Raw genomic sequence first — 19,739 nt, forward strand, 5'->3', positions numbered from 1 at the left:
TTTGGAAGATTTATATTGGGATACCGTTTCACCTTTACTCAAAGAAATTTTGATCGATTTGATGCAGGAAGAATTGTTTTCGCCTTTCCGATTGGTGGGTGGCACCGCTTTGAGTTTGCAAATTGGACACAGAATGTCGGTTGACATTGATTTGTTTACTGATGCTGATTATGGCTCTATTGATTTTGAAAAAATTAAAATATTCCTGAAAAATAAATATGATTTTTACAGTACAAGTCCTGTAGAAATTATTGCTTTTGGTACGTATTTCAAAATAGGATATTCAAAAGCAAATTGCATAAAATTAGATTTGTACTATACCGATCCTTATATAGATACCATTCAAGAAGTTTCAACTATTAGAATGGCAAGTATCCAAGAAATTATTGCAATGAAATTGGATGTGATTTTACGTGGCGGACGAAAAAAAGATTTTTGGGATTTACATTATTTCTTAGACAAAATTTCGATAGACGAAATGATTTCTTTTTTCGAAAAACGATATCCTTACACCGATGACTCTACAAGAATCAAAGAAATGCTTGTCAATTTTGATGATGCTAATTTAGATTTTGATCCCAATTGTTTGCTTGATAAAAATTGGGAAATGATAAAAATAGACTTCGCAGAAAAATTACACTTGCTTTGAAAGTGATTTTTTATAGATTACTAAATACTCTCAATCAAATAATCCTAAAACTTATCTTTTAAGATTCTGCAATATTTTCTATCAATTCATTATTCCTATAAATTTCAATAATATCATAAGAATTTGGTGGATCAGGAAACAATTGTATTCCTTTTACGCGATGATCTATTCTTAAAGCCCAGCAAAATTCGGATGTTGAATATTTAGGAATAAATTTGATAGTATCCCCAGGATAAACTTTATAAATAAAAGCTTCTGGTTCCAATTGTATTTTTATTATTTCATCATTTTCCCAACATGTAAATTCAATTCCATTCATTAATCGTTTTTCCATAAGTAATCACCTTTATTAATTTGCCTTCAAAAAAAGTAGTTATATTATTCAACACTCTCAATCAAATACTTCGTTCCATTAATTTCAAAAGTAAAACCAACAGTATTCCCCATCAGTTTATTTCCCAGCGGAGATTGCGGAGAAAGTGCAATAACATTAATTCCGTCAATAGTGATTTTTGGCAAAGCCAAAGAGAGATACAAATAAATTCCATTCGCCTTAACCAAACTCCCAACGATAATTGTTTTTGCAATTGTAGTTGAATCAATTTTGTCCAAAACGTTTTTTTGAGTCAAAACTTCTTTCAATTTGTGATTGATTTTTTCTTGCTCAATGTGCATCATCGACAAAGCCGTTTCGTGCTTATCACCTGCAGAACCTTTGGCGTCATTCTTTGAATCTTCAGTCAATTCGACAATCATATCTCGAAAAGCATCGATTCTATCTTGAACTAATTGTGAATAATATTGGTGTATTTTTTGTTTGAAAGTCATTTAATTCGACTGCTTAGATTATTAGATTGTTGGATTTTTAGAAACTTAGCCGTTAAAAATCAAATTTATAATTCCCTCCAACCATTACCTGAAAACCTTGAACTTGATAATTCAGCCATTTTTGATAGTCATTATTCAAAATGTTATTAGCTTTCAAAAAGGCAGTAAACCTGTCGTTGTGTTTGTATCGCACATTGGCATTCAAATCAAAATAACCATCTAGGGTAATTGGCGATGGAGCCGTAACATAAACGATATCAGTATTCAACTGATAATCTTTACGTTCTCCTACATAAAACAAATTCACACCAGCAAACCATTTATTAGTAATCATAAAATCAGCTTTACCATTCAACTGAAGTTCCGGTAAATTCCATGCTTCCTGTTCTGACTTTTTGGTATAACTGCTTACTGTTACATCAGCTTCAACGGTTAAACCTTTGGCTAAATCGGCTTTAATTTCGCCATAAAAACGCATTGTCGTCAAGTCGTCATATACTACTTGAAATGAATTTCCGAAACCATAATTAGCATTCGTATCTTTTTCAGTATAATCATTACTTCTAAACAATGCTTTATTTTCATCATGTATATAGGACGCTTTTACATCATAACTCACAGTACTAGCCAGTTTTCCTTTCAATCCCGCCTGAATATCATACAACTCATTGGTTGGCTTAATATTCAATGTAGGCGAAACATAAGGATTTCCATCTACAAAATTCTTATAGGTGTTTTGCTGTAAATTACCGATGGCACTCGTATAAAATATCATCAAATCTCCAACTACTTTATAGGAAGCGCTGATCGACGGATATACATAAAACTTGTTGGTATCATTTTCTTTCCCCATGCTATACACCAATCCTGCACCAACGTTTATCGTCCAATCCTCTCTATTCATTACAAAACTTGGCACAATTCCTAAGTTTATAAATCCGTAATTGGTTGGAGAAGTATTAGTTCCTAAATAATTATTCTTAAAACTGCCATCCACATAATCAACGAAAACTTTGGTTTTAATCGCTTCGTCCAACACATCAAACTTAAAAGTCGGAGCCAGCAAAAAACTATTTTCAGCCGAACTAAAATCATCTGTAAAATGCGCAAAATCTAGAGTTACATCATTCAGAATTCCATTTTCAAAAGCCATGGAACCTCCTGCGGTTAAGGTATTATAAGATTGTCGCAGTTTAATTCCATAAATCAAAGCCATATCAGCTGGCGGTGTCAAAGTATTTCCAAAATTAACAGGCAATCCATACCAATTATAAATTTGATTTTGATAGCCCGCTTTTATATTCCAAGTCAAATCTTGTTCATTAGAACCGTATTGCAAATCAATTTTGGTATCATAATAGAAATTATCCTGAAGCACATCCTTAATATCTCCCTGAGATGAATTGTGGCGAAACATTCCGCTTACATATTCATTATTATTAAGATCTTCGTTTACATATAATTCAGCATTCAAACGCCCATAATTTCCAATACCGAGCGTTGCATAATTCTTAAACAAACGTTCCTGTTTTCCTTTTTCTACGCCTTGTGCATTTCCTTTGGCAGGAGCAAATGTTGAAGCAACTGGAAAAGGTAAAATCGAATAATTTACATTTTCTTTTTTAGCATTTTCATCAGTATTAATGCTGGCTGGAACTTCTTTTACCTTGAAAGCATCCGAAATTGTAGGCGTATATGGTTTTACCACATTCACGACTTCAGTGCCAATATTATCCTTTTTATCCTGAGCAAATGAAAATTGAGTAAGTAGTAAAAAAAGAAACCCCACCCCAGCTCTCACCAAAGGAGAGAAAGTTGAGAACGTTGATAACTTATTTATGAATGTATTTATGTTTTTGATTTTCATCTTTTGTATTTTCTAATTTCTAACTTCTGCCTTCTGATTTCTAAAATCTAACCTTTAATTGATGAATTCGTTTTGGCTTCCTCGGTTTTTATTTTATTCAGCTCTGTTTTGGCTTCTTCGACCACATCCGAATAGTCGGTGAAATTTTCGATTACATTATCCAAAACATAAGTTGCCTGATAACTGTCTTTCAAACCGTAGTAATTTTTTGCCATTAGAATCAAACCTTTGGCTCCATAATAGCGGTAACTCGAATAATTTTTGGCTAATTTTTGAATCGCTGTGTTCGAAAGCTCGAATTTTCCGTCCTTGTTTTTAAAATAAGCGTCATAGTATAAAGCTTCAGCAGACAGTTCTCCTTTGCTTACGGTCACTAATTTTGCGTAAGCAGTTTTGGCTTTGGCCTCATCACCTGTTTGCATTGCAGAACGAGCTACGATAATTTGCGCATCGCTTTTTACATTTTCTTCCGCTTTTGCATTCGCTAAAACCTTATCTGCATAAACAACTGAATTGGAATAATCCTTTGTTTCATAATAACATTTCATCAAATTCGCCTGCGCAAAAGTTTTATTCTGTGGAAAATCGGCTTCTTTTTCCAAACGGACTAAAACTGGAATTGATTTAGCACAATTTTTATCTTTCAAAAATATTTGAGCCAAACGAACCAGCGATTGCTCCGTATATTCGGAACGCGACTGATTGACCACATACTCATAATTAGCAACTGATTTACTTTCTGTACCTTCAGCATAATACAGTTGTGCCAATTGAAAATTAGCCTGCAGAATATGAACTCCATTTGGAAACTTAGCCACATAATTACTAAAACCTGAAATAGCCTGTTTAGAATTTCCTTGTTCCAATTGTTTTTGTGAAGCCTCGAAAGAATCATTATCCAACTCTAAATCCGTCACCGCAACAAAATCCAGAGTACGTACCCAAGAAGCATATTCATCAACTTTTCCATTATCAACATAAATCAATCGGGCTGTAGCAACGGCTTCATAGGCTTCGGGAGTTTTTGGAAATTCGGAAGCCACTTTTTTAAATTTGGCAATAGCTAAATCATCTTTATCCGAATTATAATAAATCAATCCCTGACGCAAAATAGATTTTGATGTATACGAACTGCTTTTAAAACCTGTAATTAATTTATCATAAGCCTTAATCGCCAAGTCTTGTTTGTTCTCGGCTACATATGTATTTCCTAGCTCAAACAACACATCGTCCTGATAATCTGATTTTGGGTATAATGTCAAAAAGGCATTCAGCTCTTCGATTTTTTTACTGTTTTTCGAAAGGAATCCATAGCAAAGCGCTTTTTGAAAATACGCATAATCAGCATCTACACTTTTGGATTCAATTACCTTATTGTAAGCATCTAAAGCCACCTGATATTTTGTCGTTACAAATCGGCAATCGGCCAAACGCAGATACGAATCATTCAAACGAAATTTATCTGCTTTGTTGCTTTCTATTTGTTTTTGGAAAAAATCACCTGCCTTATCATATTCTTTCAATTTAAAATTGGCGTAGGCAATATTGTAATTAACGTTTTTGAATTCAACCGTTTCTTTGGCTTTTGGCAAATCCACAAATTGCTGATAACTTGCTAAAGCATCTTTAAAATTTTCTAAATTATATTCAGATTCTGCTTTCCAAAAAGTGGTGCGGGCAGTAATTACAGCATCTTTTTGTTCTTTCAAACCTTTTTCGAACATTGCTATAGAACCAAAATAATCACTATTCGTATACAATTCCAATCCTCTGTAGAAAGCTACTTTTTGATATACTCCCCTATTTTCGGAAGTTTTATTTTTTTCCAATAAAGCCAATGCTTCCTTGTAATTTTTAGACGAAATATAAGAGTCAATCAATAATTTTTCTATTAAACTATTATTAGGATTCGTTGGATATTTAGTCATAAAAGCCAACAAAACTTCGGGAACAGTTTGGTACGAATTCCCAATTTCATAACTCAATTTGGCATAATTAAAACTCGCATCTTCCTGCAGTTTTAAATTGAAATTCATTTCAGAAGCGTTTTTGAAAGCATTCAAAGCCTGTTGTTTTTTTCCTGATTCCAAATAACTTTCTCCCAAATGATAATAGGCATTCTGTGCTATGAAATCATTTCCACCGATAATTTTATTGAATTGCGAAACGGCATTTTCATAATCCTTTTGCACATAATACGCATAACCCAACTGATAGAAATCGGTATTGTTCCATTTTCCATTTTTGCCTTTATAACCTACCAAATACGGAATTGCTTTATCATATTGCTTTAGATTAAAATAGCTTTCGCCGATGATTTTATTTAATTCTGATTTTTCCTCAGGAGTTGATTTCGGCATTGCCTTAATTCCTAAATCAATAGCTTTCTGAAATTCTCCTGCCTTGAAACTCATATCCGATTTGTAATAGGACAATTTCTCAGCATATTTTTCATTTCCGGAAACCTGATCAAATTGTTTGTTGGCTTCCGCATAATCATCAGATTCATACGCCATGAAACCCATATAGTATTTGCTTTGGGTACCATATTCATCGGAATCCGTTACTCTGCTGAAATAACTTTTTGCTTTTTTAGGATTTTTGGCATCAAAATAAGTGTATCCTTTTTCGAAATTGAATTTGTTTTTTTCGCTTTCTTTCAAAACACTTTCATCCACTCTTTCAAACCAATGCATAGCTTCTTTATACTCTTTATGATCAAAATAGTAATACGCCACATCGATAAAAGCCTGATTTTGTTTTCGGCTTGACGGGTATTCTTCTACAAAACGATTAATAAGTTCTTCGGCATTGTCCTGATCGGTACGAATGGCACAATTGGCAATATAATAAGCACAATCCGACTGTAAACCTTCAGTCGTAGCCTTCTCTTTTACCTGTTTAAAAATAATTTGTGCCGATGCATATTGCTGATCTTCATACAACGAAACCGCTTTGTCGAATTCTTTTAAAGAGTAGGTATAAATGGTCGATTGCTGAGAAAACAGGGAGGTTATTGGAAGAAAAAAAAGGAATAAAAAAAGCCTGATAGGTATACGCATTGTCGTTTTTATTTAGTCAATCAAAGATATTTAATTCTGATTTTATAACGGAAGCCGAGACGTTTTTATTATAAATTATTTTTCCTCACCCCCAGCCCCTCTCCTTTGGAGAGGGGAGCAATCCAAGAACTTGATATTTATTTTTTAAAAAATCATTTTCGTTTTTGAAATTTGTTTTTTGAGTTTTGTCATTTGATTTTTGAAATTTGTTTTTTACTTTTTGACATTTGCCTTTTGTTTTTTGTTTTTTGAAATTTGATTTTTTACTTTTACCCAATAAACAAATTCTACCATGGCACAATCTGTACTGTCTTTAAAAAACGTAAACATATATCAAGAAGGAAAAACTATTTTATCTGATGTTAATTTAGAAGTTACTCACGGCGAATTTATCTACATCATTGGAAAAACAGGTTCTGGAAAAAGTAGTTTATTAAAAACATTATATGCTGATTTGCCATTAACTGAAGGCGAAGGCAAGATTGTAGAATTTGATTTGGCGACTCTAAAAGAAGAAGATATTCCGTTTTTGAGAAGAAAATTTGGAATCGTTTTTCAGGATTTCAAATTACTGCCAGACCGTACTGTGCAGGACAACATGCTTTTTGTTTTGAAAGCAACAGGCTGGACTGACCTTGCAGAAATGGACGCAAAAATTGAAGAAGTACTGGCAAAAGTAAACATGAAAGATTTTGCGAATCAAATGCCACATCAATTGTCTGGCGGTGAGCAACAGCGTGTTGCCATTGCAAGAGCTTTGCTGAACGACCCCGAATTTATTCTTGCAGATGAGCCAACAGGAAATCTTGACCCGCAAACCAGCACCGAAGTACTTGAAGTTTTAAGACAAATCAATGCTCTAGGCAAAACAGTTATCATGGCTACCCACGATTATGCTTTGTTGATGAAATATCCATACAAAACATTGAAATGTGAGGACGCAACTATTTTTGAAGTAGTTCAAAGAACGGTGTAATGCTTTCTATTCTCATTCCGGTTTATAATTATGATGTTAATGCGCTAGTTAGCGAACTCAAGCTTCAAGCTGATGAATTAGGAATAAAATATGAAATACTGGCACAAGATGATAACAGCCAGATATTCAAATCTGAAAATGAAAAAATAAATTCATTATCAAATTGTCATTACCAAGTAAATCCAAAAAATATCGGAAGAGGAAAAAACATTAATTTATTGTGCTCTAAAGCAAATGAAGATTATGTTCTAATTATGGAATCCGATTCCTTTCCTGAGAATAAAAATTACCTCAAAAATTACTTAACCTTAATTTCAAACGACACCTCAATAATTTTTGGAGGTGTTAAATATCCTGAAACGATTCCTGAAAAAGACAAAATACTTCGATGGAAATATGGACATGCCCGAGAAACAAAATCTCTAAAAGAAAGACAAAAAAGCAATTACTCTTTCGTGTTTACTTGGAACTTGCTTTTAAGAAAAGAAATTCTTTTACAATATCCTTTTCCTGAATTCATACGTGAATATGGTTATGAAGATGCTATTTTTATAAAATCACTGCGTCTAAATTCTGTTCCAATCAGTCATATTGAAAATCATTTAATTCATAACAATAACGAAAACAGTATTGATTTCATTCAAAAGACTGAACGAGCAGTAAATACTTTATATAATTTAATCAATCAGCAAAAAATCGATTTCAAAGACATAAAATTAAGCAAAGTTTATTTAGTTCTAAAAAAACTTCATTTAATTGGACTTGTGAAAGTAATCTACAACAAAACGAGACAAAGAATACTAACAAATTTAAAATCTGGCAATCCAAATTTATATTTATTAGACTTTTATAAATTGGGGTATTTATGTTCCATGACTCCAACAAAAAATGTATAACAGTCTAAAAAAAATAATTAACACTCTTCTGCCTAAAAAAGCAATATTCAAAATAGAACCTTTTTTAAGATCTGGATGGTCACTATTTTACAGAGGTTCAAAATACGAATGTACCATTTGTAAAACAAAGTTAAAAAAATGGATCATTTTACATAATCAGGATAAAATTTGCCCTAAATGCGGGAGCTTGGCAAGAGATAGAAGATTGTGGATGTTTATTGAAAATAGTTATTTGGCAGAAGATATAAAAGTTTTAGACTTTTCCCCTTCCAGATGTTTGTATAGAAAATGGAAAAAACAAAATGCATCATATAAAGCTACTGATCTGTCAGGAGATTTTATTTCTGACAACCAATATGATATCACATCAATTCCCGAAGACGATAACACTTTTGATTTAATTTTATGCTATCATGTTTTAGAACATGTTACTAATGATTTATCGGCTATGAAAGAACTTCACAGAACTTTAAAACCAACAGGAACTCTGTTTGTTCAAACGCCTTTCAAAGAAGGAGAAATATACGAGGATTATACTATCACCTCAACAGAGGACAGACTTCGGCATTTTGGACAGGAAGATCATGTAAGAATTTATTCTATTGAAGGCCTGAAAAACAGATTAATACAATCTGGATTTAAAACAGAAGTAAATCAATATCAGAACAAAAATTTATTTTATGGCTTGGCCGAAAATGAAACCATTTTGATCATGAAAAAGCGGAAGTAATTTTAGATGCGGTTATATTAAATCCAAAAACAGCTTATCCCATTTTTTCATTATGCCTTCGATTTCATATTTTTTTATGCTCTCTTGGGCAGCTTTACCCATTTGAAATCTCAAATTCTCATCTTCAATAAGCAATTCGAGTTTTTGCACAAATAAATCTGAATTTCCATCTTCAATCAAAAAACCATTTACCTCATCGTCAATAATAACTCTTGGACCAGAAGGACAATCATAAGCTATACAGGGGACACCTGAGGCCATTGCTTCGATAAGTACCATCCCAAAAGCTTCTGTCCTTGAAGTCATTAAAAAAACAGACGATTGATTATAACTGTGCTGTATATCTTTGACAGGTGAAAGAAAATTTATATTATTTGAGATATTTAATTTATTAGCCATTTCTTGATATTCAGAATCAGCTGCCAATTGACCATAAATATCCAGCTGCCAATCAGGATGTGTTTGAGTTATCCTGCTCCAGATCAATAACAATCTATCCAGCCCTTTGATGTGAGGAATCATACAGACCGCCATGGCTCTTTTATTGACCAAATTAGCTTTTTCAGCAACCTTAAAACTTACAGGATTAGGAATAACTATTTTATTTTTAGCATTCCATTCTTTACTTCCTTCATCAGTTACTGAAACAAAACAGCTAAATTTATTTATTGTTTTCTGTTTAAAAAAATGTACCAATCCGGATCTTAACTTCGTGTATAAACTTCTATTTTTTACTTTTTCGAACGAAACTGAAAAATGTGTTTCAAAAATTATTGGAATCTTAGTTTGTAAAAACCAAGGGATAAACAACCACAATACCGCATCGCAAATGACTATTACATCTGGCTTTTCTTTGGAAATTATTTCTTTTATTAATCGAATATAGTTTCTAAAAAAGAATAGATTTTTAGTTTTTTTAATGTTAAACCATTTTATATCTGAATGAAAATCGTAAAAACGATTGGAAGTACAATCATTTACAGATAGTATGACAACTTTATAATTAAAACTGCAAACAAAATAATTAGTTTTCAAAGAAATAACCCTTGAAATTCCGCCAGAGTCAGTTATATCAGGTGCGATGTATAGAATCTTCATTTTTTTGACTCCAAAAATTTGTCAAAATCTCGAATATAATCGTCTTCATCAAAAACATCCGAAGCCAAAACAAGGCAAACTGCACCTGATGAAAAATTTTCCAATTCTCTCCAATATCCTGCAGGAATAAGCAAGCCTGCATTTGGTTTATTTAAGAGATAACTTTTTTTACTATAGCCATCATGAATCGTAACTTCAAAACTTCCGCTCAAAGCAATAAGAACCTCCTGTTGTAAAATATGGGAATGCCCACCTCGAAAAGCACTGCTAGGTACATCAAAAAGATAATACACTCGCTTCAATTCAAATGGCAGGAAACCGTTTTCTATAACTCCTAAATTTCCTCTTATATCTTCAATAACTGGAATTTTAAGCAATTGTATTTCTTCAATCATTTTCTTTATTATTTTTATCAATCTGCATTAAATCTAACCATTGTTTTCCAATTTTATCTAAAGAAAATTTCTGGATACTTGCAAGGGCATTTTGTTTACAATTATTATACAATTCTTCATCTTCGACAAACAAATTCAAAGCTTCGGTCAGTTTCTGAATATTTTGATTTTCAACCAGCAATCCATTTTCTCTGTGCTTAATAATTGTACTTGGCCCACAAAGGCAATCAAAAGCTACAACAGGTGTTTGACTGGCCAAAGACTCTACAAGTACATTTGCAAAACCTTCATTTTTACTGCTAAGAACCAAAAATCTGGATTTTTTCAAATATTTAAAAGGATTCTCTTGAAATCCCAATAAATGAACAAAATTAAGAACATTATTATCTATAGCTATCTGAGTCAAAAAATCTTTGTTTCCATTACCCAAAATTATTAAATGTATATTTCTTTCAGGCAAAATAGAATTAGCAAAACTTAAAATTAATTTATCAAATTGTTTTATGTTATCGCGATATTGCCCAATTGCAATAATATAATCAAGATCAAGATCAACACCTTCATTAATTTTAATATTGATTTCATCTAAATTTATAGGATTAAAAATAGTAATTACATTTTTTAAATTATATTTAGATTTTATCAATTCTTCAATTTGATTACCTATAGTTACAGCAGCATATATTTTTTTATATATCAATCTTGTCAACCAATAGTTTTTTGGCATATAATAATCTATTAAAAAACTATGCACTGTAAAAATTGTTTTGGTGTTATATATGAACTTCGCAATAAATATTTCTTGAAGCAATTTCGTTCTAGGTCGAAAATCAATAATAAAATCGAAATTATTTTCTTTCAGATGATTCTTAAAAAAAAGTAATCGTTTTAATTTATTCAAAAATCCATTGCTTTCATTTTTAAGCAGCCCCATATTAACAAGCTTACCTGAATAAGGATAAGTTACCCCATCTAAAACAATAATATTGTGAACTTCAATTCCTTTTTTTTCAAAAAAAAGAGATAAATTAGCCATCACCTTTTCTCCCCCTCCTTCAGTTAATCGATAACCAATTAAAGCAATCTTATATCTTTTTTTAGGCAATGTCATTTTCAATTTATTATTTTTGATACAAATATAACCTTTTACAAAAATAATGTCTGACAATCCACTGGTAACCGTTATCTGTTTATGCTATAATCATGAAGCCTACGTTGTGGAGAGTTTAAATTCTGTTATAAATCAATTCTATTCACCTATCCAGCTTATTATAGTTGATGATTTCAGTACTGATAATTCGAAAGCAATAATTGAAGATTGGTTAAAACAACATTCCAGCATTGAGTTTATTAGTAATGACACCAATTTAGGAAATACAAAATCATTCAATAAAGCACTAAAACAAGCAACAGGAGAATATATAATCGATTTAGCTGCTGATGATGTCCTGCTGCCGCATTGCGTCATGACACAAATCAACGCTTTTAAAAATAGTACTTTTAAAAATCTTGGTGTAGTTTATGGCAATGCTGAATTAATTTTAGAAAATGGTTTATTTGACTCCTATTATTTCCCAGTAAATCCTCAAAAAAAAGTAATCAAAAAAAGAATTACGGGCGATATTTACAAAAATGTCCTATCCGATTTTTACAGTATGTGTTCCGTTTCTGCAATGATAAAAAAAAGTGTATTTGATCATCTTGAAGGTTATGATGAGTCTCTTGCTTATGAAGATCTGGATTTTTGGATTAGAGCCTCTCGAATCTATGAATTCGATTTTATCGATGAACCGATTATGCAAAAAAGAATTGTTTCAAATTCTTTAGCCACTAAATTTTATAAAAAAAATAATGATCAGACCCGAAGATTAGACCATTCAACATATTTAATATTAAAAAAAGGAATAAAACTTAACCGAAGCAGGGAAGAAGATTTAGCTATTCAAAAAAGAGTTCATAATAGCATTATACATTGCCTGAAAAACAAAAACTATTGGTTGGTTTTAAGAAATTTAGAATTAAGAATTATTTTGGCTTGGAGAAAAACATTTAAGCATTTCAAAAAAAAATGAAAACAATAAAAAGAGACTGGATATCTCTTTTTATTGTTAATTACAAAAAAATCAATTTTTAACAAACCTCACAGTTTCCTCATATTTATTACCTTCCAGTTTTACAAAATATAACCCCGAAGAAAGATTTGGCAAACTAATATCAAATATTGCTTCTTTAGTGCTATATTGATATACTTCTTTACCATGAGCATCATAATTTACTAAAACAAATACTTCCTAAAATAAACCACCAATACCAATAAATAAATCAAGTTATCCAAAACTTGAGCTATTAAAACCCCTTGAATTCCAAAAAAATGAATTAAATAATTACTTAAAAAATACAAAACTGCAAGCGAAGCAATTTCGAAAATGATAAAGGCTACAGTCAATTTCTTAGCAAAAAACTGGTAGCCCAAAATTAAAAAAGCAACCTTTAAAATATCTCCTATTAATTGCCAAAAAAACATAGATGCTACAGGTAAAAAATCTTTTGTAAAAAGCAATTCGACTATAAAAAAACGCAAGCTATAAATTAGAGTAAGACCTAATATAAATAATGGCAGAATACTTTTGTAGTAACTCCAGAAAACGGCTTTTGTTTCATTCTCATTTTTAGCACTAGCCAATTTTGGTAAAAAATACACTGACAAAATAGTCCCTGCAAACAGCATATAATAAGATGAAATTCTGGTCATTGTTTCCCAATAACCAGCTTGATCAATTCCTACAATCGCAATTACATTTTTTCGGATGGCCAAAAAAACCAATGGTCCAAATATCGAAGAAACTAATGCCATCAAAGAATAGGAAGAAAGATTTTTTATAATCTGAAAGTCAAAAAAGCGTAGCCTAATAGCTTGTAAAAAAGGAACTTCTTTATTAAAAAAATAAAAACTCACTAAAAACAATAGAGCTGGCGATACAACAATAGCGAGCAAAGCTCCAAGTGTTTTGTAATTCCAAATCAAAATCAATGACAATAACAAACCAATTACGTTTCCTATAATGGTAATCCAAATCACTTTTTTGAATTTCCCCATTCCATTGATAACTGCAACAAAATACAACGAAACTGCATACCAAGGCAAAGTCAGTGCTAACACTTTAAAAACAAACGAATAATTATAATTTGCTCCAAAGATTTGATTGCTCCAATAGATTGCAAAAAAAAACAAAATACCGCATAAGACTATTCCAACTAACAACAAACTGATAAAAACTGTTGCTATAATTTTCTGAAAGTTACTTTTATCATTTTTAGATTCTACAACATATTTTACAATTCCATTTTGAAAACCCAAAGTTGAAATACTTTCCAGTGAAGTCATAAAATTGCGTAGATTTCCTACCAAAGCCATTCCGCTGGGACCTACAAAAACAGCCAATAACTTAGAAGTAACAAGACCAACCCCAATTTTCAGGATCACACTCAAACTGTTTAAAGAAGAAATTTTAAACAATTGAGTCTGGATTATATTTTTCACAAACTTCAATTCAATATTTATTTAAAACTTTAACAACGTAATCCACCTCATCCATTGTCATGACAGGGCTAATAGGCAAACTCAGCACTTCCCGATGAATCTTCTCTGTAATAGGAAAAGATAAATCATTCCAATATTCAAAAGCCTTCTGCTTATGTGGCGGAATCGGATAATGAATCATCGTTTCAATGCTGTTTTCCATCAAATAATGCTGCAGATCACCTCTGTCTTTTGTTCGAATAACAAACAGATGAAAAACATGGTTTTTCGATAAATCCCAAAATGGCAAAATTATTTTATCGCTTTTAATTTCAGATATGTAACGTTTAGCAATTACTCTTCGACGTTCATTATCTGCATCTAAATTAGGTAATTTTAAGTTCAGAAAAGAAGCCTGCAGTTCGTCCAGTCTCGAGTTAACACCAATAAAATCATTATGATATTTGGTTTCCGAACCATAATTCCGTAGAGCAATAATAACTTTGGCTAAGTCAGAATCATCAGTAACAACTGCTCCGCCATCTCCAAGCGCACCGAGGTTTTTTCCTGGATAAAAGCTATGCGCTACGCTTGATTGCTGATTTTTGACTGCTGATTTTTGATTGCTGATTGCCCCATGTGACTGAGCGGCATCTTCAACAACCAATAAATCATTTTCAGTAGCAATTTTGTTTATTTTATCCATTTCCGCCAGTTGCCCATAGAGATGCACAGCCAGAATGGCTTTGGTTTTTGGAGTTACTTTTCTTTGAATTAAACTAGAGTCAATATTGTAGGTTTCTAATTTTGGCTCTACTAAAACAGGTACTAAATCAGCCTGCAAAACAGCGAGAATACTGGCAATATAAGTATTGGCAGGCACGATAACTTCGTCGCCTTTTTGCAATTTACCAAGCTGTATGTAGCCTTTAAAAATCAGCACTAAAGCATCTAATCCATTCCCAACACCAATGCAATGTCTGGTCCCGCAATAATTAGCAAAATTGGTTTCAAACTCTTGAACTTCTTTTCCTAAAATATACCAGCCCGAATCCAATACCGATTTCAATTTTTCCTGAAAAGCGGTTTCATAAGCCTGATTTATTTTTTTTAAGTCTAAAAATTTGATCATTTTAATACATTTTCAAGTTTAGAAAAATGAACTGTGTCTACCTCATAAAAATCATGAACAATAGTATTGGCTCCGAAACTTTCTTTCCAATATGACAATCCGTTGTTAAGTATTTTTCCATTACTTTCATTAGATATTCCAAAATCAAAAAATCGTTTATGAGCAAATACATTTTTTATCAAATGATCATACAGAAAATCTAAACTCCCTAAATTTTCGTTCTCTTCATATTTTGAAATATACTGACAGTGAGCCACATTTTCAGATTCAAAAATGGTTGTTCCTGCTACAATCTCATTATTAAAATACACATTGAACTGCCTTATATTTTTATCAAAACGCTTTTTTAACAATTGAATTTCAGCCAGAGTATGAACGGGTTCTGCATTATGTCTTAATTGTAAATTGGGAATTAAAATCTGATTCCAGAACGGTTCAAAATTATTTTCTTCTTTAATTACTAAACCATTACCAATTGCTTTTTGAACACCCCGCTTTCTTAATATTGAAAATTGAAATGGTTTTGATAAATCAATTACTGCCAATGTATCTCTTCTAATTAATCTGGCATCCGCCAAAAACAGGGCATAACTCAACTCTTCGGCTGGTTTATTATGATAGATCGACGGAAATGTTTTGATCTGAATTTTGGTGATTTTATTTTCCCATAAATAAAACAATATAGCTTTAAAAACAGCAATTACAGAAGCTAACTTCAAACTCTCTCCATAAACCAGCCCTCCATATGTCAAGCCTTGATGAGAATAAACAGTCTCTCCTGCTCTATTCACGGGCAAAATAGCAACCAGCTTTTCACCTTCAAAAATCATTATCGAAAAATCTTCAAATCGGTCTTTGTGATACTCAATGAAATCACGATGAAACAAAAACGTAGCATTTTTGGCATGGCTCACAAAAGTATTCCAGCTTTCATAATCACTTTCCTGATATCGTTTTACATTATAATCTTTCACAATTGAGTATTAGAGAGTGGAAAAGTACACAATTAAGCTAATATTCCAGATAGGAATTGCAAAAAACATACAGCTTAAAGATTCACAGAGAAAACACAAAGAATGCCAAAAATCAAATGATTTTTTATTTGTGTTCCAATGGAGCAAGATGCCATTTGTATTTTACAGCCAGCAGACGGATGACAATAATTATGGATGAAGTTGCCAAATACAAAACATCATTTTCCACATTCATTTTTCGGAGGGCAAAAAATAGTATTCCGCCAATTATACAGATAGTTGCGTAGACTTCTCTGCGAAAAATAACTGGAATTTCGACACACAAAATATCACGAGTAACACCTCCAAAGCAAGCGGTCATAGTTCCAAGAGCAATGCAGATTACGGGATGAAGATGATAATCAATCCCTTTTTGGATTCCGATTAACGTAAAAACTCCTAATCCGATGGTGTCAAATAAAGCTAAAGAGGTACGAAGTCTGTCTAATTTTTTCCTGAATATAATTGCTAAAATAAATCCCCAAACAATTACATACACATAAGTTGGATCCTGCATCCAGCCTACCGGTGTACGCCCGATCATGACATCACGCAGGGTTCCGCCCCCGACTGCAGTTACAAACGCGATGATAAAAACACCGAACGGATCCAGTTTTTTGCTCATTGCCGTTAATGCGCCAGACATTGCAAAAGCCATAGTTCCTATAATGTCGAGTAAATGAAACATTGAGATTTTTAAATTTAGACTGCAGATTTTATATTGCAGATTGCTGTTAGAATTTCAAAATTAAATAAAAAAGGACTTATATTGATTATTTTAAGAATTTAAAAAATGGTAGTACCTTAGCACCATAGAAACTAATCTCCTACAGACTTGAAACAAATCACTTCCATTCAAAATCCTTTTATAAAATCCCTAGCGTTACTGCAAGAAAAAGCTAAAGCGCGTAAACAGTCGGGAACATTTTTGATTGAAGGGAAAAGAGAGATTTCACTGGCTTTGAAAGGCGGATACACAATAGAAACGGTTTTGTTTTTACCTGAAGTGTGTTCAGAAACTGAAAGCCGAAAGTTATCAAATAATGCCGAACTGATAGAAATCAACAAAGAAGTCTATCAAAAACTAGCATATAGAGATACTACCGAAGGGATTTTGGCTATTGCCAAAGCCAAATCAATGCAATTATCAGATTTACAATTATCCGAAAATCCGCTGATTCTTATCGCCGAAGCTCCTGAAAAACCAGGAAATATTGGAGCTTTACTACGAACTGCAGATGCTGCAAATCTTGACGCTGTGATTATCGCTAATCCAAAAAGTGATTTGTACAATCCTAATGTTGTCCGTTCAAGTGTTGGCTGTTTGTTTACCAATCAGATTGCAACGGGAACTACTTCCGAAATTATTGCTTTTTTGAAAGAGCGAAACATTAATTTTTATTGCGCCACGCTTCAGAACTCTACTTCCTATCATACCCAAGATTATACTTCGCCAACAGCATTAGTTGTTGGAACCGAAGCCACAGGCCTTACGCAGGAATGGCGTAATGCGGCAACTCAAAATATTATTATCCCGATGCAGGGTGAAATTGACAGTATGAATGTATCAGTAGCGGCCGCTATTTTGATATTTGAAGCGAAAAGACAGAGAGGATTTTAGACAGCTGTTTTTCGATTCTTTCTAACAATTACTTATTATTTACAAATGATACGTCACATTAGTTTTAAAAAAAACTAATAAAAAATTTTCATTTCAATTTATTTTATTGATATATCAATTATATTTGTATCAAATAATTTAAAAGCTAATGGAAAAACTTAATGACATCATTTTTTATTCAATTGAAAAATCAATAAAAACATATAGGCAGTTCGCTCAAAAGAACATCTCAAAAGCTGGTATTGAAATAACCATTGATCAGTGGCTTGTGCTAAAAACTATTGAAGAAGATAATTCCATATCACAAAAAGATATTGCTACTAAAACTTTTAAAGATGTTGCTTCAATTACCAGAATTATTGAATTATTAGTGCAGAAAGGCTATCTGTCTAGAAATTTAAAGTCACAGGACCGAAGGAGATTTGATTTGACTTTAACAAAAGAAGGGAATACTATTATTGACAAAATGCAGCCCTACATTCAAATCAACAGAACTCAAGCATTGAAAAACATAACCGACGAAGAAATAAAGAATCTTCATTCGATTCTTTCCAGAATAACCGCAAACATCAGTTAAATCATAAAAAAAATGAAACAAAAAACTCTATTAATTATTCTTTATTCTCTGTTATTGATTCCAATAAAAATAGCAGCACAATCTCCAGAGGATAAAAAGACGAAACCATATACGGTAACAAAAACAGAACAATTGCAAGTTATCGATTCCATCAATTTACTATTGAACAAAAAATACATCTTTCTAGAAACTGCCAAAAAAATGGGAGACTTTATTTTATCAAATTTCAAAAATGGCTCTTATTCTACTATTACAGATCCAGTTTTATTTGCTGAAAGATTAACAGCAGATCTGCTGGTCATAAGTAACGATAAACACATACGAGTTCAGTATAATCCTTCGTACATAAAAGAAACAAGAGAGAACGATAAAAATGCAGATCATGAAGAATACCCAGCATCTGTTATAGAACAATTAAAAAAAAGCAATTACGGATTTAAGGAAGTCAAAATACTTGAAGGGAATATAGGTTATCTGGATTTGCGAAGCTTTGAAGAAACTTCTTTTGGAGGCAAAACTGCAGTTGCAGCTATGAATTTCCTTTCTAACACTAATGCCTTAATTATTGATTTAAGAAAAAATGGAGGAGGTTCTCCAGCCATGGTCCAGCTGATTACCAGTTATCTTTTTGATTCGGAACCCGTCTATTTAAACAATATATATTACAGACAGACTGACACAAATGAACAATATTGGACTTTGCCTTATGTAAGCGGCGAACGTATACCAAACGCAGATATTTATATTTTAACCAGTACGAGCACATTTTCTGCCGCCGAAGAATTTACTTATAATCTAAAAAACCTGCATCGCGCCACCGTTATAGGCGAGATTACTGGAGGCGGTGCAAATCCTGGCGAAAATAATATAGCAACAGACCAATTTACAGTCTGGATACCAACCGGAAGAGCAATAAATCCAATAACTAAAACGAATTGGGAAGGAACAGGCGTACAGCCAGACATACAAGTTCCAGCAAGCGATGCTTTGTATACTGCACAAGTAAAAGCATTAGAAAAGTTAGCAGCAAAAGACGCTGAAAATCCAAATAAAATCTATCCATGGCTGCTGACTTCATTAAAAGTAAAACAAAATCCTATAACATTAAAACCAAAGGAATCTGAAAGTTATATGGGAAAATTTGGTTCTAAAAATATAACTTATGAAAACGGAGATTTATTTTATCAGCTAAATACTGTCCAGAAAGTCAAAATGGTGCCAATTGAAAAAGATCTTTTTGATTTAGAGGATACTATGTTAAGAGTAGAATTTAAAAAAGTAAATGGTAAAATAGCAAGCATAACCGTCCATAATGTCAACGGAAATGCAAAAAACTATCAAAAGAATTAATAGTCAGAAACTACATGAAAGAAAA

The 19,739-nt window shown here is 32.3% G+C and carries 19 protein-coding genes and 1 pseudogene; 8 read left to right on the forward strand and 12 right to left on the reverse strand.

What is annotated here, in order from left to right:
- The first annotated feature begins 1 nt into the window (after position 1).
- Positions 2-649, forward strand: coding sequence for a nucleotidyl transferase AbiEii/AbiGii toxin family protein (locus C8P67_RS11615; protein WP_245980430.1), 648 nt, complete (start codon positions 2-4; stop codon positions 647-649).
- 58 nt (positions 650-707) lie between these two features.
- Here C8P67_RS11615 and C8P67_RS11620 read toward each other — a convergent pair whose 3' ends face one another.
- From C8P67_RS11620 to C8P67_RS11635, 4 genes are read right to left on the reverse strand one after another with little or no spacing between them, the layout of a single operon-like run.
- The gene (locus tag C8P67_RS11620; RefSeq protein ID WP_115813350.1) at positions 708-983 is read right to left on the reverse strand and encodes a hypothetical protein; all 276 of its coding nucleotides are present in this window, start codon (positions 981-983) and stop codon (positions 708-710) included.
- Positions 984-1,027: 44 nt separating this feature from the next.
- Positions 1,028-1,477 (reverse strand): hypothetical protein, encoded by a 450-nt coding sequence (locus C8P67_RS11625; RefSeq protein ID WP_115813351.1) that lies wholly within the window; start codon positions 1,475-1,477, stop codon positions 1,028-1,030.
- Positions 1,478-1,529: 52 nt separating this feature from the next.
- On the reverse strand, positions 1,530-3,344 hold the full coding sequence (locus C8P67_RS11630) for a TonB-dependent receptor (protein WP_245980431.1): 1,815 nt from the start codon (positions 3,342-3,344) through the stop codon (positions 1,530-1,532).
- A 47-nt stretch (positions 3,345-3,391) separates the two neighbouring features.
- On the reverse strand, positions 3,392-6,406 hold the full coding sequence (locus C8P67_RS11635; protein ID WP_115813352.1) for a tetratricopeptide repeat protein: 3,015 nt from the start codon (positions 6,404-6,406) through the stop codon (positions 3,392-3,394).
- A gap of 292 nt (positions 6,407-6,698) precedes the next feature.
- Here C8P67_RS11635 and C8P67_RS11645 point away from each other — a divergent pair, with 292 nt between their 5' ends.
- Genes C8P67_RS11645 through C8P67_RS11655 form a run of 3 tightly spaced genes read left to right on the forward strand, consistent with a single transcriptional unit; the run spans position 6,699 to position 9,008 of the window.
- Entirely contained in the window at positions 6,699-7,382 is a 684-nt protein-coding gene (locus C8P67_RS11645; protein WP_115813354.1) for a cell division ATP-binding protein FtsE, read from the forward strand.
- Positions 7,382-8,278 (forward strand): glycosyltransferase, encoded by an 897-nt coding sequence (locus C8P67_RS11650; RefSeq protein ID WP_115813355.1) that lies wholly within the window; start codon positions 7,382-7,384, stop codon positions 8,276-8,278. Before C8P67_RS11645 ends, C8P67_RS11650 begins: the two co-directional genes overlap by 1 nt.
- On the forward strand, positions 8,271-9,008 hold the full coding sequence (locus tag C8P67_RS11655) for a class I SAM-dependent methyltransferase (protein ID WP_115813356.1): 738 nt from the start codon (positions 8,271-8,273) through the stop codon (positions 9,006-9,008). The genes C8P67_RS11650 and C8P67_RS11655 overlap by 8 nt, the downstream gene beginning before the upstream one ends.
- Positions 9,009-9,020: 12 nt before the next feature.
- Here C8P67_RS11655 and C8P67_RS11660 read toward each other — a convergent pair whose 3' ends face one another.
- The 3 genes from C8P67_RS11660 to C8P67_RS11670 are packed head-to-tail and all read right to left on the reverse strand — an operon-like array spanning position 9,021 to position 11,612.
- Positions 9,021-10,106: a glycosyltransferase family 4 protein gene (locus C8P67_RS11660; protein WP_115813357.1), complete on the reverse strand. Its 1,086-nt coding sequence runs from the start codon at positions 10,104-10,106 to the stop codon at positions 9,021-9,023.
- The gene (locus C8P67_RS11665) at positions 10,103-10,501 is read right to left on the reverse strand and encodes a sugar 3,4-ketoisomerase (protein WP_115813358.1); all 399 of its coding nucleotides are present in this window, start codon (positions 10,499-10,501) and stop codon (positions 10,103-10,105) included. Before C8P67_RS11665 ends, C8P67_RS11660 begins: the two co-directional genes overlap by 4 nt.
- Positions 10,494-11,612 carry a glycosyltransferase gene (locus C8P67_RS11670; RefSeq protein WP_115813359.1) on the reverse strand — a complete coding sequence of 373 codons (1,119 nt, stop codon included), beginning with the start codon at positions 11,610-11,612 and terminating at the stop codon, positions 10,494-10,496. The genes C8P67_RS11665 and C8P67_RS11670 overlap by 8 nt, the downstream gene beginning before the upstream one ends.
- A 46-nt stretch (positions 11,613-11,658) precedes the next feature.
- Between C8P67_RS11670 and C8P67_RS11675 the strand changes: the two genes are divergently transcribed.
- The gene (locus C8P67_RS11675) at positions 11,659-12,573 is read left to right on the forward strand and encodes a glycosyltransferase family 2 protein (protein WP_115813360.1); all 915 of its coding nucleotides are present in this window, start codon (positions 11,659-11,661) and stop codon (positions 12,571-12,573) included.
- A gap of 51 nt (positions 12,574-12,624) precedes the next feature.
- Here the strand turns inward: C8P67_RS11675 and C8P67_RS22495 are convergent.
- The 5 genes and pseudogenes from C8P67_RS22495 to C8P67_RS11700 all read right to left on the reverse strand — a co-directional run.
- A pseudogene (locus C8P67_RS22495) lies at positions 12,625-12,759 on the reverse strand (T9SS type A sorting domain-containing protein); the annotation flags it as partial.
- Between the two features lie 17 nt (positions 12,760-12,776).
- A complete protein-coding gene (locus tag C8P67_RS11685) occupies positions 12,777-14,042 on the reverse strand; it encodes an O-antigen translocase (protein ID WP_245980432.1) in 1,266 nt (421 codons plus the stop codon).
- Between the two features lie 10 nt (positions 14,043-14,052).
- On the reverse strand, positions 14,053-15,153 hold the full coding sequence (locus tag C8P67_RS11690) for a DegT/DnrJ/EryC1/StrS family aminotransferase (protein ID WP_115813363.1): 1,101 nt from the start codon (positions 15,151-15,153) through the stop codon (positions 14,053-14,055).
- Positions 15,150-16,127, reverse strand: a complete 978-nt coding sequence (locus C8P67_RS11695; protein WP_115813364.1) for a GNAT family N-acetyltransferase — start codon at positions 16,125-16,127, stop codon at positions 15,150-15,152. The genes C8P67_RS11690 and C8P67_RS11695 overlap by 4 nt, the downstream gene beginning before the upstream one ends.
- Positions 16,128-16,251: 124 nt before the next feature.
- A complete protein-coding gene (locus C8P67_RS11700; RefSeq protein ID WP_115813365.1) occupies positions 16,252-16,854 on the reverse strand; it encodes a trimeric intracellular cation channel family protein in 603 nt (200 codons plus the stop codon).
- A gap of 147 nt (positions 16,855-17,001) precedes the next feature.
- Between C8P67_RS11700 and C8P67_RS11705 the strand changes: the two genes are divergently transcribed.
- The 3 genes from C8P67_RS11705 to C8P67_RS11715 all read left to right on the forward strand — a co-directional run bounded on the left by C8P67_RS11705 (position 17,002) and on the right by C8P67_RS11715 (position 19,714).
- Complete coding sequence (locus C8P67_RS11705) at positions 17,002-17,787, forward strand: TrmH family RNA methyltransferase (RefSeq protein WP_115813366.1); 786 nt, start codon at positions 17,002-17,004, stop codon at positions 17,785-17,787.
- A gap of 148 nt (positions 17,788-17,935) precedes the next feature.
- A complete protein-coding gene (locus tag C8P67_RS11710) occupies positions 17,936-18,364 on the forward strand; it encodes a MarR family winged helix-turn-helix transcriptional regulator (protein WP_115813367.1) in 429 nt (142 codons plus the stop codon).
- A 12-nt stretch (positions 18,365-18,376) separates the two neighbouring features.
- Positions 18,377-19,714, forward strand: a complete 1,338-nt coding sequence (locus tag C8P67_RS11715; protein WP_115813368.1) for a S41 family peptidase — start codon at positions 18,377-18,379, stop codon at positions 19,712-19,714.
- The last annotated feature ends 25 nt before the right edge of the window (positions 19,715-19,739 follow it).

Source organism: Flavobacterium aquicola (genome assembly GCF_003385115.1).
GTDB lineage: Bacteria > Bacteroidota > Bacteroidia > Flavobacteriales > Flavobacteriaceae > Flavobacterium > Flavobacterium aquicola.

Bases quoted from the DNA above. Each gene is read 5' to 3' on its own strand.
- C8P67_RS11620 (WP_115813350.1), bottom strand. From the start codon at position 983: ATGGAAAAACGATTAATGAATGGAATTGAATTTACATGTTGGGAAAAT.
- C8P67_RS11715 (WP_115813368.1), top strand. From the start codon at position 18,377: ATGAAACAAAAAACTCTATTAATTATTCTTTATTCTCTGTTATTGATT.
- C8P67_RS11660 (WP_115813357.1), bottom strand. From the start codon at position 10,106: ATGAAGATTCTATACATCGCACCTGATATAACTGACTCTGGCGGAATT.
- C8P67_RS11690 (WP_115813363.1), bottom strand. From the start codon at position 15,153: ATGATCAAATTTTTAGACTTAAAAAAAATAAATCAGGCTTATGAAACC.
- C8P67_RS11675 (WP_115813360.1), top strand. From the start codon at position 11,659: ATGTCTGACAATCCACTGGTAACCGTTATCTGTTTATGCTATAATCAT.
- C8P67_RS11630 (WP_245980431.1), bottom strand. From the start codon at position 3,344: ATGAAAATCAAAAACATAAATACATTCATAAATAAGTTATCAACGTTC.
- C8P67_RS11650 (WP_115813355.1), top strand. From the start codon at position 7,382: ATGCTTTCTATTCTCATTCCGGTTTATAATTATGATGTTAATGCGCTA.
- C8P67_RS11700 (WP_115813365.1), bottom strand. From the start codon at position 16,854: ATGTTTCATTTACTCGACATTATAGGAACTATGGCTTTTGCAATGTCT.
- C8P67_RS11655 (WP_115813356.1), top strand. From the start codon at position 8,271: ATGTATAACAGTCTAAAAAAAATAATTAACACTCTTCTGCCTAAAAAA.
- C8P67_RS11625 (WP_115813351.1), bottom strand. From the start codon at position 1,477: ATGACTTTCAAACAAAAAATACACCAATATTATTCACAATTAGTTCAA.
- C8P67_RS11635 (WP_115813352.1), bottom strand. From the start codon at position 6,406: ATGCGTATACCTATCAGGCTTTTTTTATTCCTTTTTTTTCTTCCAATA.
- C8P67_RS11670 (WP_115813359.1), bottom strand. From the start codon at position 11,612: ATGACATTGCCTAAAAAAAGATATAAGATTGCTTTAATTGGTTATCGA.
- C8P67_RS11665 (WP_115813358.1), bottom strand. From the start codon at position 10,501: ATGATTGAAGAAATACAATTGCTTAAAATTCCAGTTATTGAAGATATA.
- C8P67_RS11645 (WP_115813354.1), top strand. From the start codon at position 6,699: ATGGCACAATCTGTACTGTCTTTAAAAAACGTAAACATATATCAAGAA.
- C8P67_RS11710 (WP_115813367.1), top strand. From the start codon at position 17,936: ATGGAAAAACTTAATGACATCATTTTTTATTCAATTGAAAAATCAATA.